Annotated in this window: 25 protein-coding genes and 1 other RNA gene; 12 read left to right on the forward strand and 14 right to left on the reverse strand. The window is 66.1% G+C overall.

What is annotated here, in order from left to right; all coding sequences use genetic code 11:
• From AAHK21_RS14605 to AAHK21_RS14625, 5 genes are all read right to left on the reverse strand, one after another.
• A complete protein-coding gene (locus AAHK21_RS14605; RefSeq protein ID WP_046853713.1) occupies positions 1 to 801 on the reverse strand; it encodes a MetQ/NlpA family ABC transporter substrate-binding protein in 801 nt (266 codons plus the stop codon).
• On the reverse strand, positions 794 to 2,185 hold the full coding sequence (locus AAHK21_RS14610; RefSeq protein ID WP_367857610.1) for an LLM class flavin-dependent oxidoreductase: 1,392 nt from the start codon (positions 2,183 to 2,185) through the stop codon (positions 794 to 796). The genes AAHK21_RS14605 and AAHK21_RS14610 overlap by 8 nt, the downstream gene beginning before the upstream one ends.
• Complete coding sequence (locus tag AAHK21_RS14615) at positions 2,185 to 3,366, reverse strand: SfnB family sulfur acquisition oxidoreductase (RefSeq protein WP_367857611.1); 1,182 nt, start codon at positions 3,364 to 3,366, stop codon at positions 2,185 to 2,187. The genes AAHK21_RS14610 and AAHK21_RS14615 overlap by 1 nt, the downstream gene beginning before the upstream one ends.
• 136 nt (positions 3,367 to 3,502) lie before the next feature.
• Positions 3,503 to 4,744 (reverse strand): SfnB family sulfur acquisition oxidoreductase, encoded by a 1,242-nt coding sequence (locus AAHK21_RS14620; RefSeq protein ID WP_367857612.1) that lies wholly within the window; start codon positions 4,742 to 4,744, stop codon positions 3,503 to 3,505.
• A gap of 250 nt (positions 4,745 to 4,994) precedes the next feature.
• Complete coding sequence (locus AAHK21_RS14625; RefSeq protein ID WP_367857613.1) at positions 4,995 to 5,975, reverse strand: NADPH:quinone oxidoreductase family protein; 981 nt, start codon at positions 5,973 to 5,975, stop codon at positions 4,995 to 4,997.
• Positions 5,976 to 6,132: 157 nt separating this feature from the next.
• On the opposite strand from AAHK21_RS14625, the gene AAHK21_RS14630 reads away from it, so the two are divergent.
• Entirely contained in the window at positions 6,133 to 6,534 is a 402-nt protein-coding gene (locus AAHK21_RS14630; protein WP_046853718.1) for a flagellar basal body-associated protein FliL, read from the forward strand.
• Here the strand turns inward: AAHK21_RS14630 and AAHK21_RS14635 are convergent, their stop codons facing one another.
• The 4 genes from AAHK21_RS14635 to AAHK21_RS14650 all read right to left on the reverse strand — a co-directional run bounded on the left by AAHK21_RS14635 (position 6,535) and on the right by AAHK21_RS14650 (position 11,868).
• Positions 6,535 to 7,644: an ABC transporter permease gene (locus tag AAHK21_RS14635; protein WP_038707028.1), complete on the reverse strand. Its 1,110-nt coding sequence runs from the start codon at positions 7,642 to 7,644 to the stop codon at positions 6,535 to 6,537. It lies immediately after the preceding gene.
• Position 7,645: 1 nt separating this feature from the next.
• Positions 7,646 to 10,369, reverse strand: coding sequence for a ribosome-associated ATPase/putative transporter RbbA (gene rbbA / locus AAHK21_RS14640; protein WP_367857614.1), 2,724 nt, complete (start codon positions 10,367 to 10,369; stop codon positions 7,646 to 7,648).
• Positions 10,366 to 11,325, reverse strand: a complete 960-nt coding sequence (locus AAHK21_RS14645; protein ID WP_367857615.1) for an HlyD family secretion protein — start codon at positions 11,323 to 11,325, stop codon at positions 10,366 to 10,368. The genes rbbA and AAHK21_RS14645 overlap by 4 nt, the downstream gene beginning before the upstream one ends.
• Positions 11,326 to 11,418: 93 nt before the next feature.
• A complete protein-coding gene (locus AAHK21_RS14650; protein WP_367857616.1) occupies positions 11,419 to 11,868 on the reverse strand; it encodes an EVE domain-containing protein in 450 nt (149 codons plus the stop codon).
• Between the two features lie 176 nt (positions 11,869 to 12,044).
• On the opposite strand from AAHK21_RS14650, the gene AAHK21_RS14655 reads away from it, so the two are divergent.
• The gene (locus AAHK21_RS14655; RefSeq protein ID WP_011536298.1) at positions 12,045 to 12,200 is read left to right on the forward strand and encodes a hypothetical protein; all 156 of its coding nucleotides are present in this window, start codon (positions 12,045 to 12,047) and stop codon (positions 12,198 to 12,200) included.
• 8 nt (positions 12,201 to 12,208) lie between these two features.
• Here the strand turns inward: AAHK21_RS14655 and AAHK21_RS14660 are convergent, their stop codons facing one another.
• The 4 genes from AAHK21_RS14660 to AAHK21_RS14675 all read right to left on the reverse strand — a co-directional run bounded on the left by AAHK21_RS14660 (position 12,209) and on the right by AAHK21_RS14675 (position 13,599).
• Positions 12,209 to 12,817, reverse strand: a complete 609-nt coding sequence (locus AAHK21_RS14660; protein ID WP_367857617.1) for a 5-formyltetrahydrofolate cyclo-ligase — start codon at positions 12,815 to 12,817, stop codon at positions 12,209 to 12,211.
• Positions 12,818 to 12,878: 61 nt separating this feature from the next.
• Positions 12,879 to 13,058, reverse strand: a non-coding RNA gene (ssrS, locus tag AAHK21_RS14665) — 6S RNA.
• A gap of 17 nt (positions 13,059 to 13,075) precedes the next feature.
• The gene (locus AAHK21_RS14670) at positions 13,076 to 13,393 is read right to left on the reverse strand and encodes a cell division protein ZapA (protein ID WP_046853724.1); all 318 of its coding nucleotides are present in this window, start codon (positions 13,391 to 13,393) and stop codon (positions 13,076 to 13,078) included.
• Entirely contained in the window at positions 13,390 to 13,599 is a 210-nt protein-coding gene (locus AAHK21_RS14675; RefSeq protein ID WP_023631616.1) for a TIGR02449 family protein, read from the reverse strand. Before AAHK21_RS14675 ends, AAHK21_RS14670 begins: the two co-directional genes overlap by 4 nt.
• Positions 13,600 to 13,745: 146 nt before the next feature.
• On the opposite strand from AAHK21_RS14675, the gene AAHK21_RS14680 reads away from it, so the two are divergent.
• From AAHK21_RS14680 to gcvP, 10 genes are all read left to right on the forward strand, one after another.
• On the forward strand, positions 13,746 to 14,300 hold the full coding sequence (locus tag AAHK21_RS14680) for a YecA family protein (protein ID WP_038707024.1): 555 nt from the start codon (positions 13,746 to 13,748) through the stop codon (positions 14,298 to 14,300).
• 21 nt (positions 14,301 to 14,321) lie between these two features.
• A complete protein-coding gene (pepP, locus tag AAHK21_RS14685; RefSeq protein WP_102685065.1) occupies positions 14,322 to 15,656 on the forward strand; it encodes a Xaa-Pro aminopeptidase in 1,335 nt (444 codons plus the stop codon).
• The gene (gene ubiH, locus AAHK21_RS14690) at positions 15,653 to 16,852 is read left to right on the forward strand and encodes a 2-octaprenyl-6-methoxyphenyl hydroxylase (protein WP_038707023.1); all 1,200 of its coding nucleotides are present in this window, start codon (positions 15,653 to 15,655) and stop codon (positions 16,850 to 16,852) included. Before pepP ends, ubiH begins: the two co-directional genes overlap by 4 nt.
• A complete protein-coding gene (locus AAHK21_RS14695) occupies positions 16,849 to 17,331 on the forward strand; it encodes a DUF4442 domain-containing protein (RefSeq protein ID WP_367857618.1) in 483 nt (160 codons plus the stop codon). The genes ubiH and AAHK21_RS14695 overlap by 4 nt, the downstream gene beginning before the upstream one ends.
• A gap of 9 nt (positions 17,332 to 17,340) precedes the next feature.
• A complete protein-coding gene (locus tag AAHK21_RS14700; RefSeq protein WP_277505517.1) occupies positions 17,341 to 18,558 on the forward strand; it encodes a 2-octaprenyl-3-methyl-6-methoxy-1,4-benzoquinol hydroxylase in 1,218 nt (405 codons plus the stop codon).
• 200 nt (positions 18,559 to 18,758) lie between these two features.
• The gene (locus AAHK21_RS14705) at positions 18,759 to 19,760 is read left to right on the forward strand and encodes an extracellular solute-binding protein (protein ID WP_110697168.1); all 1,002 of its coding nucleotides are present in this window, start codon (positions 18,759 to 18,761) and stop codon (positions 19,758 to 19,760) included.
• A gap of 139 nt (positions 19,761 to 19,899) precedes the next feature.
• On the forward strand, positions 19,900 to 21,522 hold the full coding sequence (locus tag AAHK21_RS14710; RefSeq protein ID WP_367857619.1) for an ABC transporter permease: 1,623 nt from the start codon (positions 19,900 to 19,902) through the stop codon (positions 21,520 to 21,522).
• A 124-nt stretch (positions 21,523 to 21,646) separates the two neighbouring features.
• The gene (gene gcvT, locus AAHK21_RS14715) at positions 21,647 to 22,729 is read left to right on the forward strand and encodes a glycine cleavage system aminomethyltransferase GcvT (protein ID WP_046853731.1); all 1,083 of its coding nucleotides are present in this window, start codon (positions 21,647 to 21,649) and stop codon (positions 22,727 to 22,729) included.
• Positions 22,730 to 22,777: 48 nt separating this feature from the next.
• A complete protein-coding gene (gcvH, locus tag AAHK21_RS14720; RefSeq protein ID WP_367857620.1) occupies positions 22,778 to 23,161 on the forward strand; it encodes a glycine cleavage system protein GcvH in 384 nt (127 codons plus the stop codon).
• Between the two features lie 171 nt (positions 23,162 to 23,332).
• Positions 23,333 to 26,206, forward strand: coding sequence for an aminomethyl-transferring glycine dehydrogenase (gcvP, locus tag AAHK21_RS14725; protein WP_367857621.1), 2,874 nt, complete (start codon positions 23,333 to 23,335; stop codon positions 26,204 to 26,206).
• Positions 26,207 to 26,238: 32 nt separating this feature from the next.
• On the opposite strand, the gene AAHK21_RS14730 is transcribed toward gcvP, so the two are convergent.
• Positions 26,239 to 26,553 (reverse strand): DUF2388 domain-containing protein, encoded by a 315-nt coding sequence (locus AAHK21_RS14730; protein ID WP_046853734.1) that lies wholly within the window; start codon positions 26,551 to 26,553, stop codon positions 26,239 to 26,241.
• Between the last annotated feature and the right edge of the window lie 87 nt (positions 26,554 to 26,640).

The raw sequence follows: 26,640 nt of genomic DNA on the forward strand, positions 1-26,640 counted from the left end.
TCAGCCTTCCCAGCCGGCCTGGTAGAGCTTGCCATGGGCCTTGTCGAGGGCGGCGCGCACGACCGGCGAGTGTTGGTAGATATCGACGAACTTGGCCAGGCGCGGGTCGTTTTTCTCCTGTGGGCGGATAACGAACTGGATCACGTACTCCTTGTTCTCCAGGCCGTCGAACAGCAGCGCCGACGTAGCGTCAAAGGTGTTGGCCAGGCGGATATAGGCCGGGTAGCCCTGCACCAGGTCGGCGTCGTCATAGGCGCGCACCAGCTGCACCGCTTCTACCTGGAGAATTTTGATCTTCTTCGGGTTGGCGATGATGTCGTCCTCGGTGGCCTTGTAGCCCACGCCCTGCTTGAGGGTGATCAGGCCGGCCTTGGCCAGCAGTTGCAGGCCGCGGCCGCTGTTGATCGGGTCGTTGGCGATGGCCACGCTGGCGCCTTCGGGCAGCTCGGCAAAGCTTTTGTACTTTTTCGAGTACAGCCCGACGTTGTTGATGATCCCCGGTGCATAGGGGACCAGGTTGAAGCCGGCGGCGGCCTTGGCGTTTTCCAGGAAGGGGATGTGCTGGAAGTAGTTCACGTCGATGTCGCCGCTGTTGAGGCTGACATTCGGCGCGATCCAGTCGCTGAATTCGATCAGCTTCACTTCCAGGCCTTGTTTTTGGGCTTCTGCCACCGCGGCTTCCAACGGGATGGCGAAGGCGGCGGTGGTGCCGATCTTCAGTGGCTCCGCGGCGAAGGCAGCGGCGGACAGGCCGAGGCCTAGGGCGATGGCCGCGACGGGCCGGAACAGTTTTTCAAGCATGGTGCAGGGCTCCAGTCGGGGCAGGGGTGGGGGTGTTGCGGTAGGAGGATCCGGGATGGTCGGCGGGCAAGTGCGGATGGTCGCTGGCGAACAGCTTCTCGCGCAGGGTGCCTTCGGCGTAGTCAGTCTTGTAGCGGCCACGGCGTTGCAGTTCAGGTATTACCAGGTCGATGAAGGCCTCGAAGCTTTCCGGGGTGACGGTGCGGGTCAGGTTGAAGCCGTCCAGGCCGGTGTCGTCGAGCCAGCCGATCAGTTGCTCGGCCACCTGCCCGGGGTCGCCGACCAGGGTCACGTAGCGGCCGCCCAAGGCGTGCTGCTCCAGCAGGCGGCGGCGGGTCCAGGCGCTGTCCTGCAATTGGCGGGTGGCGGACTGGATGGCATTGCCCTTGGCGAAACCGATGGGTTCGTCCAGTTCGTAGCGTGAGAAATCGATACCGGTGGAGCTGGCGAAATGCGCAACGCCTGCCTCGGCGCTGGCGTAATGCAGGTACTCGGCGTGCAGGCCGCGGGCTTGGTCTTCAGTTGCGGCAACGATCACGGTGATGCCCATGAATACCTTGACCGCCTGCGGGTCGCGACCAGCGGCTTGCGCCGCTGCGCGCACCTTGTCGACCTGGGCGCGGGTGGCGGCCTTTTCCTGGCCGCTGATGAACACGCACTCGGCATGGTTGCCGGCAAAGGCCAAACCGCGTGCCGAACTGCCGGCCTGGAACAGTACCGGTGTGCGCTGCGGCGAAGGCTCGCACAGGTGATAGCCCTCGACCTTGTAGAACTCGCCATGGTGCTCGACCTTGCGCACCCTGTCCGGCCGCGCATACACACGCTGCGCGCGGTCGGCGACCACGGCATCGTCGGCCCAGCTGCCTTCGAGCAGCTTGTACAGCACCTGCAGGTATTCGTCGGCCTGGTCGTAGCGGCGGTCGTGCTCGGGTTGCTGTTCCAGCCCCATGGCCCGGGCGGCACTGTCGAGGTAGCCGGTGACGATGTTCCAGCCGACCCGGCCGTTGCTCAGGTGGTCGAGGGTGGAGAGGCGCCGGGCGAACAGGTAAGGCGCTTCATAGGTCAGGTTGGCGGTGAGGCCGAAGCCCAGATGCCTGGTAACGGCGGCCATGGCCGAGACCAGCAGCAGCGGGTCGTTGACCGGCAGCTGGATCGACTCCTTGAGCGTTACGTCCAGCGACTGGCCATAGACGTCGTAGGTGCCGACGATATCGGCGATGAACAGCCCGTCGAACAGCCCCCGCTCCAGCAGGCGGGCGAGGTCGGTCCAGTAGTCGAGGGTCTTGTACTGGGTCGAAGTGTCCCGCGGGTGGGTCCACAAACCGTGGTTGATGTGCCCGATGCAGTTCATGTTGAAGGCATTGAGCAGGATCTGCTTGGCCATCAGATGGTCCCTCGGCGCGGCGGCTTCTCGTCGTTGAGGTAGTAGTTGCCGATGGCGTGGTACTTCCAGCGCACCGGGTCGTGCAGCGTGTGCACCCGGGCGTTGCGCCAGTGGCGGTCGAGGTTGTGCTCGGCCAGGGTGGCCTGGCTGCCGGCCAGCTCGAACAGGGTGGTGCCGGCGGCCAGGGAGATCTCGGTGCTGATTGCCCGGGCCTCGGCGACGGCAATCGAGGCGGCGGCCAGGGTCTCGGCGTTGCTGTCGGCCTGGGCGGTGTCGAGGATTTCACCCGCGCGTTCGAGCAGGGCCTCGGTGGCATGCAGGCGGATTGCCAGGTGACCGAAGCTCTTCAAGGTGAGCGGATCGTCGCTGGCCTTGTCGAGGCCGGAGTCGATCCAGGGTCGGCTGCGGGTACGCACGAAGTGCAGGGCGTCCTCGTAGGCGGCGCGGGCGATACCGGTGTCGATCGCGGCATGGAGGATCTGCGCCAGCGGGCCGACCGTGGTCGGGCGCTCGAAGGCGCTCTGGAACGGCACCACGTCTTCGGCGCGGACCGGCACATGGTTGAACACCACCGAGCCGCTGCCGGTGGTGCGCTGGCCGAAGCCGCTCCAGTCGTCGATCACCTCGATGCCCTGGCTGTCGGCGGGCACGAAGGCCAGGTGCGATACGCCCTGCTCGTCGATCACCAGGGTCGGGATGCGCTGGGCGTAGATCGCGCCGGTGCAGTAGAACTTGCGGCCATCGATGCGGTAATGGTTGCCGTCGCGGCTCAGGCGGGTGGTGCGCTCGTGGGCGTTCTTCGTGCCGAGCTCGGCCAGGGCGTTGCCGAAGCGGCGGCCGGCGAGGACTTCGGCGTAGAGGCGTTGCTGTTGTTCGGGGCTGCCGTTCACCCGCAGCACTTCCAGGGCGTAGAAATGGTTCTGCGGGATCTGCCCGAGCGAGGCGTCGGCCTGGGCGATGCGGGCGATGACCTTGGCCAGGGTGGCGCTGGACACGCCGGCGCCGCCAAAGGCCTTGGGCACGCTGATGCCCCACAGGCCGGACTGCACGAAACGTTCGAGTTCGGCATGCGGCAGGCGGCGCTCGCGGTCGCGCAGGGCGCTGTCTTCGCGCAGGTAGTGGGCGAGTTCGTCGGCGACGGCCAGGGCCTGGGCGTCGGTGGTGATGATGGATGCAGTCATTGTGCTCTCCGGGCACTTGGGGCCGCTGTGCGGCCCTTTCGCCGGCAAGCCGGCTCCCACAGTGAGACTTCACAGAAATCCTTGTGGGAGCCGGCCTGCCGGCGAAAGGGCTGCACCACAGCCCCTGGGCCGTGAATCAGATCCAGGAATGGCGGGCAGGCAGGGTGCCGTTGAGGTGGTAGGCGCCGACGGCGTGGTACTTCCAGCGCACCGGGTCGTGCAGGGTGTGCACGCGGGCGTTGCGCCAGTGCCGGTCGAGATTGAACTCGGCCAGGCTGGCGCGGCTGCCGGCCAGCTCGAACAGCTTCTCGCTGGCCTGCAGCGAGATCTCGGTGGTGAGCACCTTGGCTTCGGCCACGGCAATCGAGGCACGGGCCGCGGCGGCGGCATCGATCACACCGGCGTTCACTTCGTCGAGGACCCTGGCGGCCTTGCGCATCAGGGCCTCGGCGGCGTGCAGTTCGAGCTTCAGGCGGCCGATGTCGGCGATCACATAGGGATCGTCACTGTTGCGTTCGACCTTGGCCTCGATCCAGGGCCGGGACTTCTCCCGCACGAACTGGATCGTGTCCTCGATGGCCGCTTCGGCGATGCCGGCGTCGATGGCCGCCTGGATCAGCTGCGAGGCGGCGCCCTGGATGCTGGGCTCTTCACGCAGGCGCCAGTTGTCCACCACCAGGTCGGCGTCCACCGGCACCTGGTCGAGCAGCACGGTGCCGCTGGCGGTGGTGCGCTGGCCGAAGCCGGACCAGTCGTCGACGATGCGCAGCCCCGGGCTGCCGCGACGAACGAAGGCCAGGCGTTGCCGGCCGTCATCGTCCAGGGCTTTTACCGCTACCCAGTGGGCGTACAGGGCACCGGTGGAATAGAACTTTTCGCCACTGATGCGATAGCCGTCGCCTTCGCGGGTAATGCGCGCCTTGAGCGTCAGGGTGTCCTTGGTCCCGCGCTCGGGGCCGGCATTGCCGATGCGCCAGCCGTCGAGCACGGCGCGGAAGATCGCTTCCTGCTGCGCCTGGGTGGCGGTAAGGCGCACCAGTTGCAGGATGCCGAACTGGTTCTGCGGAATCTGCCCCAGCGCCGGGTCGGCGGCACTGATCAGGCGGAACACTTCGGCGATGGTTTCGAACGACACCTCGGGACCGCCGAAGGCCTTGGGCACGCTGATGCTGCCCAGGCCGCTGCGGGTGAACTGCTCAATCTCGGCCCATGGCAGCTTGCGCTGCTGGTCACGTTTGGCGGCCTGCTGGCGGGCCACCTCGGCCAGTTCGCGGGCGGCCTGCAGGGCCTCTTCGTCGTTGCGCAGCACCTTGGCCGGCAGCAGCAGCGGCGAGCTGTCGTGATCGCTGTGGAATCGGGTAGTTGGTTGGCTGGACATCAGTACCGCTCCTTGGCTGCACTCAATGCCCTGGCGTTATGCACTGGGGTGATTGTGATCCTGACCATTCCTAACCTCACAAAGTTGAAAGCGTCGCCTCAGCTGATGGCGACAGACGTTTGCTGGTCCGGTGGTCCGGTCGATATACCCTATTCGTTTAGAAAAAGTTTATGAACTACCGTTTAGGAATATGAATAGAAGAACTGCGGGGTCTGCCCTGTCACTGTGAGCCAGTGACAGGGCAGAAAGGTCAGCGCTGAACCGTTACCACCAGCTTGCCCGCTGCCTGGCGTTGCGCCAGACGTTCGATCGCGGCGCCGCCCTCGACCAGCGCGTAGGTCTGCGACACCAGCGGTTTCAGCTTGCCCTCGGCATGCCAGGCGAACAGCTGGCGGAAGTTGGCGGCGTTGTCCTCCGGCTGGCGCTGGGCAAAGGCGCCCCAGAACACTCCGACCACCGCCGCGCCCTTGAGCAGCGCCAGGTTCACCGGCAACTGCGGGATCGTCCCGCTGGCGAACCCCACCACCAGCAACCGGCCGTTCCACGCCAGCCCCCGCACAGCCTGGTCGAACAACTCGCCACCGACCGGATCGTAGATCACATCCACGCCCTGGCCGCCGGTCAGGCGCTTGATCTCGTCCTTGAGGCTGGCCTGGCTGTAGTCGACCAGCTCGTCGGCCCCGGCCGCCTTGGCGATCGCCAGCTTCTCGGCACTGCTGGCCGCCGCAATCACCCGTGCCCCGAGGGCCTTGCCGATTTCCACCGCCGCCAGGCCGACGCCACCCGAGGCACCGAGCACCAGCAGGGTTTCACCGGCCTTGAGCTGGCCGCGCTGGGTGAGTGCGTGCATCGAGGTGCCGTAGGTCATGCCGAACGCGGCGGCAGTGGTGAAGTCCATGCCCGCCGGGATCGGCAGCACGTTGTAGAACGGCACCGCCACTTGCTCGGCGAAAGCGCCCCAGCCGGTCAGGGCCATGACCCGGTCGCCGACCTTGAACGCGCCGGCCTTCTCGCCGACCGCGACCACCACGCCGGCGGCTTCCGCCCCCGGCGAGAACGGCAACGGTGGCTTGAACTGGTACTTGCCCTCGATGATCAGGGTGTCGGGGAAGTTGACCCCTGCGGCGTGCACGTCGAGGAGGATCTCGTTCTTCTTCGGCACGGGGCTGGCGACCTCTTCCAGGACCAGGTCCCGCGCCGGGCCCAGGGCTTTGCACAACAAGGCTTTCATCAGGGCTATTCCTTTGCGTGTGGTGGCCGATAAGTGTAGGAGGGCCACCCCGAGGGTCAACGAGCATGGTCGGCCCTGATGAGCTGGCATAAGCCCGGGCTTGGGTTTGGCCGGCGCGCTGGGTAAGCTGGCGGCAACTGTATTGAGGAGCGAATTCGTGAAAGCGTGGATCTTGATGGTGCTGGCCCTGATGCTGCCGGCGGCGGCCATGGCCGAGGAAAAGGAAGGCGAGCCCAAGGTCGCCTATATCAGCCTCAGCCCGCCCTTCGTTGGCAACTACGCCCTCGACGGCGGCCCCAAGCTGCGCGTGTACAAGGCCGACGTCGCCCTGCGTGTGACCGGGGATGCCGCCGCCACGGCGGTCAAGCATCACGAACCGCTGATCCGCAACCAGTTGGTGGCGCTGTTCACCCAGCAGGGCGTGGACAACATGAGCAACGTCGAGGCCAAGGAAAAGCTGCGCCAGGAAGCCCTGAAACAGGTGCAGCAGGTGATGGAGTCCGAAGAGGGCAAGCCGATCGTCGAGGACCTGCTGTTCAACAACCTGATCGTGCAGTGATCAGGCGGCGAGGCTGCGGCGAAAGCGCGCCAGGGCCACGCCGAAGAACACCAGGCCGATCGCGGCCAGCGCCGCGACGTCCGGCCACACCACGCTCAGCCCGGCGTCGCGGAACAGGATCGCCGCGCCGAGGCTGACGAAGTGGGTCGAAGGCGAGCCCTGCATGACCCACTGCAGCCACTGCGGCATGCTGTCCAGCGGCGTGCTGCCCCCCGACAGCAGCAGCATCGGGATGATCACCGGGATCGCCAGCAGGCCGAATTGCGGTGTCGAGCGCGCCAGGGTGGCGAGGAAGATGCCCAGTGCCGTGCTGGCGAACAGGTACAGCGCAGTCACCCCCAGGAACAGCCCCATCGAGCCCGCCAGCGGCACGCCCAGGGCGCCCTTGACCACCACTTCCAGCGATATCCAGGTACAGGCCACCACCACCAGGGCGTTGCTGGCGATCTTCGCCAGCATGATTTCCAGTGCCGTCAGCGGCAGCACCAGCAGGTGGTCTAGGGTGCCGTGCTCGCGTTCGCGCAGCAATGCGGTGCCGGTGAGGATGATGGCCAGGATGGTGATGTTGTTGACGATCTGGATCACCGCCAGGAACCAGCCGCCTTCGAGGTTGGGGTTGAACAGCGCCTTGGGGTTGAGCAGTGCCGGGCTGCTGGTGCTGCGGCCTGCGTATTCGAGCAGCTCGCGTTCGAAGATCCGCCCGATGTAGCCCGCGCCCATGAAGGCCTGGCTCATGGCCGTGGCATCGACGTTGACCTGCAGCTCCGGTGAGCGCCCGGCCAGCAGGTCGGCCTGGAAGTTCACCGGCACGTTGATCACGAAGGTGTACTGGCCGCTGTCCATGGCCTGGTCCAGGCGATCCGCCGGCAGTGCCACGGCGGGCTGGAATTCGGGCGGTTGCAGCGACTCGGCAAGCTTGCGCGAGATGGCGCCGTGGTCTTCGTCGACCACTGCGACACTGGCGTTGTGCACGCCTATCACCGAGCCTGCGGCGGGCATGTAGATCGCCACGCTGAAGGCGTACAGCAGGAACAGCAGCAATACGCTGTCATGGCGCAGGCTGGTGAGTTCCTTCAGGCCCAGGCGCAAGGTGTGGGAGAGCCGGCTCATCTCAGGCCTCCTGCTTTTTCAGCATGATCAGGCTCAGCCCGGTGAAGGCGGCGAAGAAGCCCAGCAACGCCAGGCACTGCGGCCACAGCTCGCGCAGGCCCAGGGCCTTGGTGAAGGTGCCGACGGCGATGTCGAGGAAGTAGCCGGCCGGGAACAGCTGGCCCATCAGCGCCGCCGCGCCCTCCAGCGACGAGCGCGGCACGATCAGCCCCGAGAACTGGATGGTCGGCAGGCTGGTGATGATCAGGGTGCCGAGGATCGCCGCGATCTGCGTGCGGGTGAACGCCGAGATCAGCAGGCCCAGGCTGGTGGTCGCCAGCAGGTAGGCCAGGCCGCCGCAGGCCAGGGCCAGCGGGCTGCCCTTGAGCGGCACGCCGAACAGCCAGCGGTTCATCGCCACCAGCAGCGCCAGGTTGACCAGGCTCACCGCGAGGTACGGCGCCTGCTTGCCGAGCAGGAACTCCAGGCGGGTCAGGGGCGTTGCGTAGAAGTTGGTGATCGAGCCCAGCTCCTTTTCCCGCACGATGCCCAGCGCGGTAAGCATGGCCGGGATGAAGGCCAGGATCAGCGCCATGACGCCGGGGCCGATGGCGTTCACGCTGACCACGTCCTGGTTGTAGCGAAAGCGCGTTTCCAGGCGCACCGGCTGCTGGCGCGAGACTGGGTTCGGGCCGAGGGCCGCGAGCTGTTCAAGGTTGGCCTGGTGCACGGCCTCGACATAGTTGCGGCTGGTCTCGGCGCGAAACGGCATGCCACCGTCAAGCCAGGCCGCAACCACCGGCTGGCGCCCGGCATGCAGGTCGCGGCCAAAGCCCGGAGGGATCTCCAGGGCCAGCTTGATCTCCGAGCGCTGCAAGCGCTGGTGCAGCTGGCGGGCATCGCGGATCGGCGGCCGCTCGGCGAAATAGCGCGAGCCACGGAAGGCCTCCAGGTAGGCGCGGCTCTGCGGGCTCTGGTCCTGGTCATAGACGGCGAAGGCGAGGTTTTCCACATCCAGCGAGATGCCATAGCCGAAGATCACCATCATGAACAATGCCCCTGCCAGGGCAAAGGCCAGGCGCACCTTGTCGCGCAGCAGCTCTTTGCCTTCGCGGCTGGCGACGGCCAGCAGGCGGCGCAGACTGAAGGCCTGGCGCAGAGCGGGCGCTGGGGCAGCGGCCTGCTCCAGCGTGGCGTCGGCTTGGGTCTGGGTGGGCGCGTCCTGGGCCTGTTCGAGGCAACGCACGAAAGCGTCTTCCAGGGTGTCGCCGCCGAACTGGATTTGCAGGGCCTGCGGTGTATCGCAGGCCAGCACCCGGCCGGCGTGCATCAGCGAGATACGGTCGCAGCGCAGGGCTTCGTTCATGAAGTGGGTGGACAGGAAGATGGTCACGCCCTGCTCGCGGGACAACTCCACCAGCAGGCGCCAGAAGTCGTCGCGGGCCGCCGGATCGACGCCCGAGGTCGGTTCATCGAGGATCAGCACTTCCGGGCGGTGCAGCACCGCCACGGCCAGCGACAGGCGTTGGCGCAGGCCCAGGGGCAGGGCGCCGGAAGGCTGGTCGGCGATGGCGCCAAGGTCGAAGCGCTTGATGAGTTCGGCGATGCGCGGCGCGCTGTCGGCCTTGGCCAGGTCGAACAGGCGAGCATGCAGCTCGAGGTTCTGCCGGGCGCTCAGCTCGCCGTACAGGGAATAACTCTGGGACATGAAGCCGACCCGCTTGCGCGTGGCCAGGTCGCCGGCATCCACCGGGCGGCCAAGCAGGCTGGCGCTGCCTTCGCTGGCCGGCATCAGCCCGGTGAGCACCTTCATGGTGGTGGTCTTGCCGCAGCCGTTGGAACCGAGGAAACCGAAAATCTCGCCGCGGCCGATGGCGAAGCTGACCTTGTTCACGGCAGTGAAGTCGCCGAAGCGCAAGGTCAGGTCGTGGGCCTCGATGGCGATCGGCCCATCATCGACCTGGCGTGGCGGAATCCGCAGCGGCTCGGGTTGCTCGCGGCCGGCCCCCTGAAAGTGGGTGAAGGCATCGTCGAGCTTGCCACTGGGCGTGGCCGCAGCCAGCTCACGGCTCAGGCCTGCAGCCAGCAAGCGACCGGCATCAAGCATCAGGCAGTGCTCGAACTGCTCTGCTTCCTCCATGTAGGCGGTGGCCACCAGCAGGGTCAGTTGCGGGCGCTGGGCGCGCACCTGCTCGACCAGTTCCCAGAAGCGCCGCCGTGACAGCGGGTCGACGCCGGTGGTCGGCTCGTCGAGGATCAGCAGGTCCGGCTCGTGGATCAGCGCGCAGCACAACCCCAGCTTCTGCTTCATGCCGCCCGACAGCTTGCCGGCCGGGCGCTCGCCGAAACGTTCGAGGTCGGTGGCGCGCAGCAGGCTGGCCATGCGTTGCTCGCACTCAGCGCGGCCGAGGCCGAACAGGGTGGCAAAGAAGCGGATGTTCTCGCGGATGGACAGCTCCGGGTACAGGTTGTTGCCCAGGCCCTGGGGCATGAACGCGACCTTGGGGTACAGTGCGGTGCGGTGGCGGCGTTGGCGGATCGAGCCACCCAGCACCTGCAACTCACCCTGCTGCAGGCGCTTGACCCCGGCAATCAGCCCGAGCAGGGTCGACTTGCCGGCGCCGTCCGGGCCGATCAGGCCGCAGCGGGTGCCGGCCGGCAGGCTGAACGCGAGGGGATGCAGGGCCTGCAGATCGCCATAGCGGTGGCTGACGCCGTCGGCCTGCAGCGCTGTCGCCGCGTTCATTGCAGGTTGGCCGGCCAGCCCACGTCGGCGGTGCGCACATAACCGGCGCCGGGCATGCCCGGCTTGGCCTGGGGCACGGCGCTCGGTTCGGTCAGGCGCAGCTTGACCCGGAACACCAGCTTTTGCCGTTCGTCACGGGTCTCGACCTGTTTCGGGGTGAACTGCGCCTTGGCCGCGACAAAGGCGATCTTCGCCGGCAGGGCCTGCTCGGGCAGGGCGTCGAGCACGATCCGCGCCTGGTCGCCCACGGTCAGCCGGCCGGTGGTGGCGGCGGGCAGGTAGAGATTCATGTACTGGTCGCTGGGGTCGATCAGCATCAGCACCCGGCCACCGGCACCGAGCACCTCGCCAGGCTCGGCCAGGCGCAGCTGGATGATGCCGTCGATGGGGGCACGCAGGCTGCTGTCGTCGATTTCGCTGGTGAGCTGGGCGACCTGGGCCTCGGCGGCGCCAATGGCCGCCTTGATCGCCGCCAGCTGGGCGCGGGCGGCGACCACGGCAGAGGTGGCGGTGTCGTAGCGAGCCTGCTGCTGGTCGAGCAGTTGCTGGCTGGCGAACTTGCGCTGGTAGATTTCGCGCACCCGCTTGAGCTCCTGGCTGGCCAGCAGCAGTTCGCTCTGGCGCAGTTGCACGCTGGCCTGGGCGGCGGCGTAGTTCTCGCGGGCGCGCAGCACTTCGGCCTCGGCCTGGCTGCGCTGGGCCTCCATGGTGCGGGTGTCGATACGCGCTAGCAGTTGGCCGCGGGTGACCTTGTCGCCTTCATCGACCAGCACCTCGGCCAGGCGCCCGGGGATCTTGCTGGCGATCTGCACTTCGGTGGATTCGAGGCGCCCGTTACCCATGCTCAGGCCTTCGGGCAGGCGGTCGTGAAGGGACTTCCAGTAACCCAGCCCGCCGGCCGCCAATAGCAGCAACACCAAGGCGGAGGCGAAGATTCTGGGGGCTTTTCGATTCATCGGTCTGCATCCTGCGGCTTGCACGCCTTATCCTGGCGCGACGCGCATCCTGGCGCGTTGATATTGGTCAAACCCCTGACAATAGACGCACAATCAGCTCAGTGCGAGGATCGCCGTCCATTGTTCTGCGGTCACCGGCATCACCGACAGGCGGCTGCCCTTTTGCACCAGTGGCAGTTCCTCCAGTGCCGCCTGCTGCTTGAGCAGGCCCAGGCCGAGTACCTGGCGGAAGGTCCGCACATGCTCGACATCCACCGCGCTCCACGGGTTCTTCTCGGCGCTGGCCTTGGCATCGTGGTAGTGGCTTTGCGGGTCGAGGGCGGTCGGGTCCGGGTAGGCCGCGGCGCTGATCCGGGCAATGCCGGCGATCCCTGGTTGCGGGCAGCTGGAGTGGTAGAAGAAGAACTCGTCGCCTACGCTCATGGCCCGCAGGAAATTGCGCGCCTGGTAGTTGCGTACCCCGTCCCAACGGGCACTGCCCAGGCGTGCCAAGGCTTCGATGGAGAGCTCGTCGGGCTCGGATTTCATCAGCCAGTAGGCCATGGATGCTGCTCCTGAAAGAGTTTGAAATAACTCGTTGCATGAAACCGACAGTCGGTTGGCGTCAACGTTTGCCTAGCGACTCATGTTGTCGGAAAATGCGCCGATTTTAAGCTATACGCTCCGGCAGCCATCAAGAAAGCCGCCGAGCCTGGACAGTTGTTCTTGGGGGGCAATCAATGAAACAACGTAAACCGGACCTGCTCTGGATCCTGGCCTTCATCTTCGGCCTGGGCGTGGTCACCACCGGTTACGCGCAAGGTTTGTGGGAGCGCAAGCTCGATGCCGCCTATCAGCAGGCGCCCGTCGATCCGGCGCAGCAACAGCACCGCTGATCGCGGGTTCATTTCGCCGCCAGGTACTTACCACGGTCTGACACCGTGCCTTGCAACGGTACATCCCAGCTTGCCTGGTTGAGCCGCTCCACCTTCTGGCATTCATGCGCCAGCCCCAGCAGCAATGGTTTTTTCCAGGCCTTGCGCCGGCCCTGATAGGCCAGGCTGCGGTCATAGAAGCCCCCGCCCATGCCCAGGCGACCCCCCATCTCATCGAAACCGACCAGCGGCAGCAGGATCAGGTCCAGCGCCCAGATCGGCCTTTGGCGTTTGCGCTCGACTACAGGTTCGGCGATGCCGAAGCGGTTGGGCCGCAGCCTTTCACCTGGCTCGAAACGCTGGAACACCATGCGTGTGGCGGGCCAGGCGTGCAACACGGGCAGGTAGACGTGCTTGCCGCGCCTGTGCGCCTCGCGCAGCAGCAGGCGCGGGTCGATCTCGCCATCATTGGGCAGGTACAGGGCGATATGCCGGGCGCGGCGGAACAGTGGATGCTGCGCCAGCTGGCGATAGAGGCCTTCGGCGGCCTGGCGTTGCTGGGCGGGTGTGAGGGCGCGGCGGGCATTGCGCAGGAGGCGGCGAAGCTGGGGGCGGGTAAGCGGCGCGGTGTCGGTCATGGCACGGGCGATCCCTGAAGAAACGAAAAGCCCGCCGTGGAAGGCGGGCAGTTCTGAAAGCAGGCTCCCCGACAAGACCGCTATCGGTGTAGCCCTTGAACCCGAAAGTTCAAGGTGGAGATTGCAGGGGGCGTTAAGGCTTTCCGTCGGGCGGACATGCACACCTGCCCCAGCGTGCAACCCCCGTGGTTGTGCGTATCGGCTCAGGGACATAACCGACTGGCGCATCCCCCAGGGAGTGGCGCCAGTATACCAATCTCAGTCGTTTTTGCTAACCGGATCGTCGGAGAGGGCCTGGTCGACCCGTTCCAGCAGGTCACGCACCTGTTCGCGGGTGGTGCCGCCGCTGGCCACTTCGGGGCGCTCCTGGCGGTGCAGCAGCTCGTGGGTGATGTTCAGCGCGGCCATCACGGCGATACGATCGGCTCCGATCACCTTGCCGCTGCTGCGGATCTCGCGCATCTTGCCATCCAGGTAGCGGGCGGCGCCGACCAGGTTGTTGCGCTCCTCGGGCGGGCAGATGATCGAGTATTCCTTGTCGAGGATCTGGACGGTGACGCTATTGCTTGAACTCATGAGTCTTGCTCCAGGGCCTTGAGGCGCAGGATCATCGATTCGATCTTGCGTTTGGCGATCTCGTTCTTTTCGATCAGGTGGGCGCGCTCCTCGCGCCAGGATCGTTCCTGAGCTACTAAGAGTGCGTTTTGCCGCTTTAGTTGCTCGACCCGTTCGATCAGCAACTCGAACCGGCTCATCAGCGCTTGCAGGTCGTTCTCTTGCATGGATTGCACTCGATTCCTTGACTCGCCTGGCGATCATGCCTGCCCCAAGGGCGCGACGGCCAGTGCCGATGGTCTTGGCGCGCCTGCCGGTGCTAGGATACAAGGTCTCCATTCTAGTCATTGCGCCGTCTGGCGCCTAGCTGCCCATGCCCAATACCCAATCGCCCTACATCGCCTTCGCCATGTTGCTTTCGAGCAATGGCCACCCAGTCACCCCCGCCGAGCTGCACGGCCTGCTGATCGGCCGCAGCTGCGCCGGCGCCGGCTTCGATGCCGATGCCTGGCTGGCCGACGCCGCCCAACTGCTCGAGACCGAGCCCGGTGACACTGTCCGCAACGCCCTGGTCGGCCTGCAAGAGATGGTCAAGGCCGAGCTGACCGGCGACGACGTCGCCATCGTCCTGCTGCTGCCTTCCGATGATGCCGCACTCAGCGACCGCGCCACCGCGCTGGGCCAGTGGTGCCAGGGCTTCATCACCGGTTTCGGCCTGAACGCCGGTGGCAAGGACTTGTCCACCGATGCCAAGGAAGTGCTCCAGGACCTGGTGGCCATCTCGCAGGTCCAGGAAGCGCTGGAAGAATCCGAGGACGGCGAAAGCGACTACATGGAAGTCATGGAGTACCTGCGCGTCGCCCCGCTGCTGCTGTACACCGAGCTGGCCAAGCCCGAAGCGCCCGCGCCAAAGCCATCGCTGCACTGATCTGATCGGGGTCGTTTGCCCATGAGCCACATACCCAAGGCGGAGTACGCCCGTCGGCGCAAGGCGCTGATGGCGCAGATGGTCCCCAACAGCATCGCCATCCTGCCCGCCGCCGCAGTTGCCATCCGCAACCGCGACGTCGAGCATGTCTATCGTCAGGACAGCGATTTCCAGTACCTGAGCGGCTTCCCCGAGCCCGAGGCGGTGATCGCGCTGATCCCGGGCCGCGAGCATGGCGAGTACGTGCTGTTCTGCCGCGAGCGCAATCCCGAGCGCGAGCAGTGGGATGGCCTGCGGGCCGGCCAGGAAGGCGCGGTGAGTGATTTCGGCGCCGACGATGCCTTCCCCATCAGCGATATCGACGAGATCCTGCCGGGCCTGATCGAGGGCCGCGAGCGGGTCTACAGCAACATGGGCGGCAACCCCGAATTCGACCGCCGGCTGATGGAGTGGATCAATGTGATCCGCTCCAAGGCCCGCCTGGGCGCCCAGCCGCCGAACGAGTTCGTTGCCCTGGATCATCTGCTGCACGACATGCGCCTGTATAAATCGGCGGCGGAAGTGAAGGTCATGCGCGAGGCCGCGGCGATCTCCGCCCGTGCCCATGTGCGCGCCATGCAGGCCTGTCGCGCCGGGCTGCACGAGTACAGCCTGGAAGCCGAGCTGGACTACGAGTTCCGCAAGGGCGGGGCGAAGATGCCGGCCTACGGCTCGATCGTCGCCGCCGGGCGCAATGGCTGCATCCTGCACTATCAGCAGAACGACGCGCCGCTCAAGGACGGTGACCTGGTTTTGATCGATGCCGGTTGCGAGATCGACTGCTACGCCAGCGACATCACCCGCACCTTCCCGGTCAGCGGGCGCTTCTCGCCCGAGCAGAAGGCCATCTACGAGCTGGTGCTCGCAGCCCAGGCCGCGGCGTTCGCCGAGATCGCCCCGGGCAAGCACTGGAACCATGCCCACGAGGCGACCGTGCGGGTGATCACCGAAGGGCTGGTGGCGCTGGGCCTGCTCAAGGGCGAGGTGCAGGCGCTGATCGACAGCGAGGCCTACCGTGCCTTCTACATGCACCGCGCCGGGCACTGGCTGGGCATGGACGTGCACGACGTGGGCGAATACAAGGTCGGTGGCCAGTGGCGCGTGCTCGAGCCGGGCATGGCGTTGACCGTCGAACCGGGCATCTATATCGCGGCCGACAACCAGGCCGTGGCGAAGAAATGGCGCGGCATCGGCGTAAGGATCGAGGACGACGTGGTGGTAACCAGACAAGGCTGTGAAATCCTCACTTCAGGCGTGCCGCGCACGGTCGCCGAGATCGAGGCGCTGATGCACGAAGCCCGCAAGGACGCCGCATGAACCGGGTCAACCTGGCGATCATCGGTGGCGGCCTGGTGGGCGCTAGCCTGGCCCTGACGCTGCAGGCCGCAGCCAAGGCGCGTGGCTGGACGATCCTGCTGATCGAGCCGTTCGCCCCGGGCGACAGCTTCCAGCCCAGCTACGACGCGCGTTCTTCGGCGCTGTCCTACGGCACCCGGCAGATCTACGAGCGACTGGGGCTGTGGCAGGCCATCAGCCGCCGCGCCGAGCCGATCCGGCAGATCCAGGTGTCCGACCGTGGCCGCTTCGGCGCCACGCGCCTGGATGCCCTGGAGGAAGGCGTGCCGGCACTCGGCTATGTGGTGGAGAACGCCTGGCTCGGCCAGTGCCTGTGGCAGGCCATCGACAACGAGGTGGTCAGCTGGCGCTGCCCGGCGCAAGTGCAGGCGATGCAGGCCATCGCCGGTGGCTATCGGTTGCAGCTGGACGACGACACCGTGTTGGAGTGCGACCTGGCGGTGCTGGCCGATGGTGGCCGTTCGGGCCTGCGCGAGCAGTTGGGCATCCATGTGCGCCACACACCGTATGACCAGAGCGCGCTGATCGCCAACATCACCCCAGGCGAGGCCCATGCCGGGCAGGCGTTCGAGCGCTTCACCGAGCAAGGGCCGATGGCCCTGCTGCCGCTGGCGGACAACCGCTGCGCGCTGGTCTGGACCCGCCAGGGCATGGATGCCAAACGCCTGGCCGAACTCGACGAGCGCAGCTTCCTGCGCGAACTGCAGGAGGCCTTCGGCTACCGCCTCGGCGCCCTGCGCCAGGTCGGTGCCCGTCATCTCTATCCGCTGTCGCTGGTGGAGGCCGAGGAGCAGGTGCGCCCGCACCTGGTGGTGCTGGGCAATGCCGCCCACAGCCTGCACCCGATCGCAGGCCAAGGCTTCAACCTGTCGCTGCGCGATGTGCAGTCGCTGGCGGACGCCTTGCTGGCCGGCCCGGCGCTGCCGGGCGATCTGCCCACGCTACAGGGCTATCACCAGCGCCAGCGCCTCGACCAGGCCTTGACCATCGGCTTCTCCGACCAGGTCACCCGTGTGTTCGGCAGCAGCCAGCCGCTGCTGGCGGCCGGGCGCAACATCGGCCTGCTCGGGCTGGACCTGCTGCCGCCGGCGAAAAGCTGGTTCGCCCGCCAGGCCATGGGCCTCGGCACTCGCCCCGACCCGCGGGGCCGCCCATGAGCGCTGCGCGCCGGCTCGCACGGCGAGCGCGGATGCTGCGCTGGTTGCTGAACCTCTACCCGCCCTACCTGGGCGCCGGCATCCACATCCAGGAAATCAGCCCGGACATGCGCAGCGTCAAGGTGCGCATGAAGCTGACGCGGTGGAATCGCAACTACGTCGGCACCCAGTTCGGTGGCAGCCTGTACGCGATGGTCGACCCGTTCTACATGCTGCTGCTGATCGAGCAGTTGGGGCGCGAGTACATCGTCTGGGACAAGGCCGCCTCCATCGATTTCATCTCGCCGGGCAAGGGCCCGGTGTATGCCGAATTCCACGTCGACGACGCGCTGCTGGACGAGATCCGCCAGCAGACCGCCAGCGGCAAGAAGTACCTGCCGCGGTTGCAGGTGGAGATCCGCGATGGCGCCGGCGAGCTGGTGGCGCGGGTCGACAAAACTTTATACGTGCGGCTCAAGCCGCAAGCGAGGCAGGCGTAAGGCATGGAAATGCGCGCAGATCTGTTGATTGTCGGTGCCGGCATGGTCGGCAGCGCCCTGGCCCTGGCCTTGCGCCACAGTGGCCTGGAGGTGCTCCTGCTCGACGGTGGGCCGTTGTCGGTCAAGCCGTTTGACGGCGAGGCGCCTTTCGAACCAAGGGTCAGTGCCCTGTCGGCGGCCAGCCAGCGCATTCTCGAGCGCCTGGGGGCCTGGGAGGGCATCGCCCGGCGCCGTGTCTCGCCGTACTCGGACATGCACGTCTGGGATGGCAGCGGCACCGGCGAGATTCATTTTTCCGCGGCCAGCGTGCATGCCGAGGTGCTGGGGCATATCGTCGAGAACCGTGTGGTCCAGGACGGCCTGCTGGAGCGCCTGCACGACAGCGATGTCGGGCTGCTGGCCAATGCCCGCCTGGAACAGTTGCGCCGCTCCGGCGACGAATGGTTGGTGACCTTGGCCGATGGTCGCAAGCTGCGCGCGCCGCTGGTGGTCGCCGCTGACGGCGCCAATTCGGCCGTACGTCGCCTGGCCGGTTGCCAGACCCGCGAATGGGATTACCTGCATCACGCCATCGTCACCAGTGTGCGTTGCAGTGAGGCGCATCGCGCCACCGCCTGGCAACGCTTCACCGATGAAGGTCCGCTGGCGTTCCTGCCGCTGTCGCGTGATGGCCGCCAGGACTGGTGCTCGATCGTCTGGTCGACCACGCCGGAGCAGGCCGAGCAGGCCATGGCGCTGGACGACGTGGCGTTCCGCAAGGCGCTTGAGCGTGCCTTCGAAGGCCGTCTGGGTGACGTGCTCGAGGCTGATCCGCGGGTCTGCGTGCCGCTGCGCCAGCGCCATGCCAAGCGTTATGTCGATGAAGGGCTGGCGCTGATCGGTGACGCCGCCCACACCATCCATCCTCTGGCGGGGCAGGGAGTCAACCTGGGCTTCCTCGATGCCGCCGTGCTGGCCGAAGAGCTGGTACGTGCCAGCGAGCGCGGCGAGCGCCTGGCCGATGTGAAGGTGCTGAGCCGCTTCGAACGGCGGCGCATGCCGCACAACCTGGCGCTGATGGCGGCGATGGAGGGTTTCGAGCGGTTGTTCCAGGCCAACCCGTTGCCGCTGCGCTGGTTGCGCAACAGTGGGCTGAAGCTGGTGGAGCAGATGCCGGAGGCCAAGGCGCTGTTCGTGCGCCAGGCGTTGGGGTTGTCCGGGGACCTGCCGGAGTTGGCCAAGGCCTGAAGGTCGCTGGGGCCGCCTTGCGGCCCAATCGCCGGCAAGCCGGCTCCCACAAAGGCCTGCGTTGTCACTGTGGGAGCCGGCTTGCCGGCGATTGGGCTGCGCAGCAGCCCCTTGCAACATTCGGTAACGGCTAAGCAGATGAGCGGGAAAATGGGATTCACTACCATTTGCACCTCTCAACCCAGCGAGGAGTACCCCCAATGTTGCCCCGCAAGCCCCTACTGGCCGCCCTGGCCCTCACTCTGTTCGGCGGCACCGCCCAGGCGGCGGAAGAAGTGGTGGTGTACTCCTCGCGCATCGACGAGCTGATCAAGCCGGTGTTCGACGCCTATACCGCCAAGACTGGCGTCAAGATCAAGTTCATCACCGACAAGGAAGCGCCCTTGATGCAGCGCATCAAGGCCGAGGGCGAGAACGGCGTGGCCGACCTGCTGCTCACCGTCGATGCCGGCAACCTCTGGCAAGCCGAGCAGATGGGCATCCTGCAACCGATCAAGTCGGCCACCATCGACCAGAACATTCCGCCGCAGTACCGCGCCTCGTCCCACGACTGGACTGGCCTGAGCCTGCGCGCACGGACCATCGCCTACTCCACCGACCGGGTCAAACCCACCGAGCTGACCACCTACGAGGCCCTGGCCGACAAGCACTGGGAAGGCCGCCTGTGCCTGCGCACGGCGAAGAAGGTCTACAACCAGTCGCTGACCGCCACCCTGATCGAGAACCACGGCGAGGCCGAGACCGAGAAACTGATCAAGGGCTGGGTCAACAACCTGTCGACCGACGTGTTCTCCGACGACACCGCGGTGCTTCAGGCCATTGCCGCCGGCCAGTGCGACGTGGGCATCGTCAACACCTATTACTACGGGCGCCTGCACAAGGAAAAGCCCGATCTGCCGGTGAAGCTGTTCTGGCCCAACCAGGGTGACCGCGGTGTGCACGTCAACCTGTCGGGTATCGGCCTGACCAAGCATGCGCCACATCCGGAAGCGGCAAAGAAACTGGTGGAGTGGATGACCGGCGAAGAGGCGCAGAAGCTGTTTGCCGACATCAACCAGGAGTTCCCGGCCAACCCGAAGGTGAAGCCATCGGCGGAAGTGGCGGCCTGGGGTAGCTTCAAGGCCGACAGCATTCCGGTGGAAGTCGCTGGCAAGCGCCAGGCCGAAGCCATTCGCTTGATGGATCGGGCTGGCTGGAACTGAGTCCACCCCCTTATCCTTGAGAACCGATCGCGGGGCAAGTCGGGTCGCCGCATCGCCGCTCCCACAATGTGCGTGGGAGCGGCGATGCGGCGCCCGACTTGCCCCGCGATGCTATCGCACAGCCATCGAGATTTTCGATTTGCCCCATTCTCCCCAACGCCGCTGGTACCTGCCGGTCTTTCTGGTCGCCGCCCTGGTCTTGCTGCCGCTCAGCGTCTTGCTGTTGTCATGGCAGTCGGTTGACACCCAGATCTGGTCGCACCTGCTCGACACCCAGATGAGTCGCCTGCTGGGCAATACCCTGACCCTGGTGCTGGGCGTTGGTATCGGCGTGACCGTGCTGGGGGTGAGCCTGGCGTGGCTCACCAGCCTCTGCGAATTCCCCGGCCGGCGTTGGCTGGATTGGGCGCTGATGCTGCCGTTCGCCATCCCGGCCTATGTGCTGGCGTTCGTCTTCGTCGGCCTGCTCGATTTTGCAGGCCCCGTGCAGACCGCGCTGCGCGAGGTGTTCGGGCCCATGCGCCTGCCCAGGGTGCGCTCCACAGGTGGCGTGATCACGGTATTGGTGCTGGTGTTCTACCCCTACGTCTACCTGCTGGCGCGCACGGCCTTCCTTGCCCAGGGCAAGGGCTTGATGGAGGCGGCGCGGGTGTTGGGGCTGTCACCGCTGCAGGCCTTCTGGCGGGTGGCCTTGCCCATGGCGCGGCCGGCCATCGGCGCCGGCATCGCCCTGGCACTGATGGAGACCCTGGCCGATTTCGGCGCGGTGGCGGTATTCAATTTCGACACCTTTACCACAGCCATCTACAAGACCTGGTACGGCTTCTTCAGCCTCTCCAGTGCGGCGCAACTGGCCAGCCTGCTGCTGCTGGCGGTGATGCTGGTGCTGTATGGCGAGCGCCGGGCCCGAGGCGCCAGCCGCAGTGGCAACGAACGCCCGAGGGCGCAGGCGCTTTATCACTTGCGGGGTATCAAGGCGTTGGCTGCCAGTGGCTGGTGCCTGCTGGTGTTCGCTTGTGCCTTCGTCATCCCGATGCTGCAGTTGCTGGCGTGGTTCTGGCAGCGGGGGCGGCACGACCTCGACGAGCGCTATGTCGGCCTGGTCATGCACACCCTGTACCTGGGGGCCATGGCGGCGCTGATCACGGTCAGCGTGGCCATGCTTCTGGCGTTCGCCAGGCGGCAGGCCCCGACTGCCGGTATCCGTGCCGGGGTCGGGCTGGCCAACCTGGGCTATGCGTTACCCGGCTCGGTGCTGGCCGTGTCGATCATGCTGGCGTTCAGCTACCTGGACAACCAGCTGGTAGTGCCGCTGTCCCAGTGGTTGGGCGGGGCGGGCAAGCCGTTGTTGCTGGGCAGCTTGTCGGCGTTGTTGCTCGCCTATCTGGTGCGGTTCATCGCCGTAGCCTATGGGCCGCTGGAGAGTAGCCTTGAGCGGATCCGCCCATCGCTTCCGGAAGCGTCGCGCAGCCTCGGGGTCGGTGGCCCAGGATTGTTTTTCAAGGTGTATCTGCCGTTGCTGGTGCCCGGCGCCCTCAGTGCCGCCCTGCTGGTGTTCGTCGATGTACTCAAAGAGATGCCGGCGACTTTGCTGATGCGCCCGTTCGGCTGGGACACCCTGGCCGTGCGCGTGTTCGAGATGACCAGCGAGGGCGAATGGGCGCGTGCTTCGCTGCCAGCGTTGACCCTGGTACTGGTCGGCCTGCTGCCGGTGATCGGCCTGATCCGCCGCTCGGCCCATCGTCCGGGGCATCCGCGCTGAGGGTGTCACGCAGCGCCCTTGCGGCTACAATGCGCGGCATTCGCAGCGACGGGTCCTACAAGAACAGGTGATGATTGAACATCGCCGACCGCCGCCGCCTCGCCACGCCCGGAAGGAGAAACCCATGGGACAGCGTACGCCTCTGTATGACCTGCACCTGGCGCTCGGCGCCAAGACGGTCGATTTCGGCGGATGGGACATGCCCCTGCACTACGGCTCGCAAGTCGAGGAGCACCACCAGGTGCGCAGTGACTGCGGGGTGTTCGATGTTTCCCACATGACGGTCATCGATATCGATGGCTGCGCCGCCACACCCTGGCTGCAACACCTGCTGGCCAACGACGTGACGCGCCTGGAAAGCCCCGGCAAGGCCCTCTACAGCCCGCTGCTCAATGCCGAGGGCGGGGTCATTGACGATCTCATTGCCTACCGCACCGAAGACGGTTATCGCCTGGTGGCCAATGCCGCCACCCGCGACAAGGTGCTGGCCTGGCTGCAGACCCGCAGCGAAGGCTTCAAGGTGAATTTCAAGGCACGGCCTGAACTGGCCATTCTCGCCATCCAGGGGCCTCACGCCCGAGAAAAGGTCGCTGCCCTGCTCAGCGCCTCGCGGGCCGCGCTGATCCGCGAGCTGCGCCCCTTCGAAGGCCTCGCCGACGGTGACTGGTTCATCGCCCGCACCGGCTATACCGGGGAAGACGGGCTGGAAATCATTCTTCCGGGCGAACAGGCCCCGGCGTTCTACAACGACCTGGTCGGCGCCGGTATCGCCCCGAGCGGCCTGGGCGCCCGCGATACGCTGCGCCTGGAAGCCGGCATGAACCTGTATGGCCAGGATATCGATGAAGCCCATACCCCGTTGACCTCCAACCTGGGCTGGAGCGTCGCCTGGGAGCCGGTGGGCCGCGAGTTCATCGGCCGTGCGGGTCTGCTGGCGGAAATCGAGCAGGGCGTGAAGGAAAAACTGGTCGGCCTGGTGCTCGAGGAGCGTGGCGTATTGCGCGCGCATCAGGTGGTCCGTGTATCCGGGATTGGCGAAGGGGAGATCACCAGTGGTAGTTTCTCGCCTACGCTGAGCAAATCCATTGCCCTGGCCCGCGTGCCCATGGCCACCGGTGACCGGGCCGAGGTGGAAATCCGCGGCAAGTGGTACCCGGTGCGAGTGGTAAAGCCGACCTTCGTGCGCCATGGCAAGATCCTGATCTGAACATTAACGGCGGGCCGTCCGCTGACCCATTACGAGGAATACAAGACAATGAGCCAAATCCCCGCCGACCTGCGTTTTGCCGAAAGCCACGAGTGGGCTCGCCTGGAAGCCGATGGCACGGTGACCGTGGGTATCAGTGACCACGCCCAGCAAGCACTGGGCGACGTGGTGTTCGTCGAGCTGGCCGAAGTCGGCAAGGTGTTCGCCGCCGGCGACGCTGCTGGCGTGGTCGAGTCGGTCAAGGCCGCCTCGGATATCTATGCGCCGGTGGGTGGTGAAGTCATCGCGGTCAACGAAGATCTGGCTGACAGCCCGGAGCTGCTCAACGAAGAGCCTTACGAGTCGTGGATCTTCAAGCTGAAACCGAGCGACAAGTCCGAACTGGACAAGCTGCTGGACGCAGCAGGCTATGCAAAGCTGATCGGCGAGTAACAGGGCCGCCCTCATCGCGGGGCATGCCCGTTCCCATAGTGTGTTCCTTGTGGGAGCGGGCTTGTCCCGCGATAAGGGCTGCACGGCAAACGCAATAATCCCCGCATATTCGGCAATCCTTCCTAGACTTGTAAGTCTCCATGAGAGCTGGTCCAGGAAGAGATCGTCGCCATGTCCCAGTCACCATCGCTGAGCCAACTGCAAGAGCCCAACCCTTTCCTGCGTCGCCACCTGGGGCCCGATGCCCAGGAGCAGCAGGCCATGCTCGACGCCCTCGGCGTCGCCAGCCGCAGTGAACTGATCGAGCAGACGGTGCCGCCGGGCATCCGCTTCAATCGCCCACTCGACCTGCCTCCGGCCCTCGATGAGCAGGCCGCACTGGCCAAACTTGCGGGCTACGCTGCGCAGAACCAGCTGTGGACCAGCCTGATCGGCATGGGCTACCACGCCACCATCACCCCCACGGTCATCCTGCGCAACGTGCTGGAGAACCCTGGCTGGTACACCGCCTACACGCCTTACCAACCAGAAATCGCCCAAGGCCGGCTGGAGGCGCTGCTGAACTTCCAGCAAATGGTCATCGACCTTGCCGGCCTGCCCCTGGCCAATGCTTCGCTGCTTGACGAGGCCACCGCTGCCGCCGAGGCGATGGCCCTGGCCAAGCGCGTGGCGCGCAGCAAGAGCAACGCCTTCTTCGCCGACGAGCACTGCCACCCGCAAACCCTGTCGGTACTCAAGACCCGCGCCGAGGGGTTCGGCTTTGAGCTGATCGTCGATTCGGTGGATAACCTGGGCCAGCACCAAGTGTTCGGCGCGCTGTTGCAGTACCCCGACACCCACGGCGAGGTGCGCGACCTGCGCCCGCTGATCGACCAGTTGCATGGCCAGCAGGCCTTGGCCTGCGTCGCAGCCGACATCCTCAGCCTGGTGGTGCTGACGCCGCCCGGCGAACTGGGTGCCGACGTGGTGCTCGGCTCGACCCAGCGCTTTGGCGTGCCCATGGGCTATGGCGGGCCGCACGCGGCCTATTTCGCCTGCCGCGACGACTACAAGCGGGCGATGCCCGGGCGCATTATCGGCGTATCACGTGATGCCCGTGGCAACACCGCGCTGCGCATGGCCCTGCAGACCCGCGAGCAGCACATTCGTCGCGAGAAGGCCAACTCCAACATCTGCACGGCTCAGGTGCTGCTGGCCAACATCGCCGGCTTCTACGCCGTCTACCATGGCCCTGAGGGCTTGCAGCGCATCGCCCAGCGCGTGCATCGGCTGACGTTCATCCTCGCCGCCGGCCTCGAAGCCAAAGGCATCAAGCGCCTCAACCAGCATTTCTTCGACACCCTGACGCTGGACGTCGGCGGCACCCAGGCGGCGATTATCGAAAGCGCCGAGGACGCCCGCGTTAACCTGCGCATTCTCGGTCGCGGGCACCTGGGGCTGAGCCTGGACGAGACCTGCGACGAAGCCACGGTGCTGAAGCTGTTCGATATTTTCCTTGGCGTCGACCACGGCCTGGACATTGCCACCCTCGACCAGCAGGCCCTGCCCGAAGGCATCCCCGGCGCGCTGGTGCGGCGCACACCGATCCTGCAGCACCCGGTGTTCAACCTGCACCACAGCGAGACCGAGATGCTGCGCTACCTCAAACAGCTGGAGAACAAGGACCTGGCACTCAACCAGTCGATGATCCCGCTGGGCTCGTGCACCATGAAGCTCAATGCCACCAGCGAGATGATCCCCATCACCTGGCCTGAATTCGCCCAGCCGCATCCGTTCGCCCCGGCCGCGCAGGTGCAAGGATACAAGGCGATGATCGATGAGCTCGAAGCCTGGTTGTGTGCCATTACCGGCTTCGATGCCATCTGCATGCAGCCCAACTCGGGCGCCCAGGGCGAGTACGCCGGGCTGATGGCGATCACTCGTTATCACCAGAGCCGTCACCAGGCCGGGCGCACGATCTGCCTGATCCCGTCCTCGGCCCATGGCACCAATCCGGCGTCGGCGCAGATGGCCGGCATGGAAGTGGTGATCGTCGAGTGCGACGAGGACGGCAACGTCGACCTCGACGATCTCAAGGCCAAGGCGCGCCAGGCCGGCGAGCGGCTGTCGTGCCTGATGGTGACCTACCCGTCCACCCACGGGGTGTACGAGGAGGGCATCCGCGAGATCTGCGAGGTGGTGCACCAGCTTGGCGGGCAGGTCTACATGGACGGCGCCAACCTCAATGCCCAGGTGGGGCTGACGCGACCGGCGGACATCGGTGCCGATGTCTCGCACATGAACCTGCACAAGACCTTCTGCATCCCCCATGGCGGCGGTGGCCCGGGCATGGGGCCCATTGGCATCCGCGCGCATCTCAAGCCGTTCGTGGCCAGCCACCCGGTGGTGCCGGTGCCGGGGCTGGACCCGAACAACAGCGCGGTGAGCGCGGCGCCGTGGGGCAGCGCCAGCATCCTGCCGATCAGCTGGATGTACATCGCCATGATGGGGCCGCAGCTGGCCGATGCCAGCGAGGTGGCGATCCTGTCCGCCAACTACCTGGCCAGCCAGCTGCGCGATGCCTTCCCGGTGTTGTACCGCGGGCGCAACCAGCGCGTGGCCCATGAATGCATCTTCGATCTGCGCCCGCTCAAGGCGCTGACCGGCATTACCGAGGAGGACGTGGCCAAGCGCCTGATGGACTATGGCTTCCATGCCCCGACCATGTCGTTCCCGGTACCGGGCACGTTGATGGTCGAGCCCACCGAGAGCGAGTCGAAGGCCGAGCTGGATCGCTTCGTCGAAGCGATGCTGGCGATCAGGGCAGAGATTGCCGAAGTCGAGGAAGGCAACTGGCCGGCCGAGGACAACCCGCTCAGGCACGCGCCGCATACCCTGGCCGATGTACTGGCGCCGTGGAGCCGGCCATACAGTCTCGAGCAGGGCATCGCCCCCAGCGCTCACGCCCGCCAGCACAAGTACTGGCCGGCAGTGAACCGGGTCGACAACGTGTATGGGGACAGGAATCTGTTCTGCGCGTGCGTGCCGGTGGAAGCGTATCGCTGAGCTAGCGATCCACCTCCACTGCAGGAATGGACTTACTCGGCCACGGCGTTCTTGGCCAGGATCGCGTTGGCCAGTTCCATGTCACTGGCCTGCACGCCCGGGTTGTCCGCGCGCACCTGGCGGATCGCTGCTTCCAGGAACGGCCCGCGAATGGCGCCATCACTGGCAACGAAGCTGCCGGCGTCGTCCTGGGCGGCGACGATCAGTTTGTGGTCCTTGAAGGTCAGGTAGGTCGAGGCGGTGGTCGCGCCGGAGGAGATGATATTGCGCCAGAACGTGTCGGCCATGGCGGAGCCAAGGGGCAGCGAGAACAGGACGGTGGCTGCGATGGCTGTTTTGAGACGCATGATGAATCACCTTGGTGTATGAGGGCGGTTGAGATGCCGATTTGATCGTTGCCCATGGCCCCAAGTTCCCGGCCACAAAGGAGATTT

Source organism: Pseudomonas sp. TE50-2, from assembly GCF_040813665.1.
Lineage (GTDB): Bacteria > Pseudomonadota > Gammaproteobacteria > Pseudomonadales > Pseudomonadaceae > Aquipseudomonas > Aquipseudomonas soli.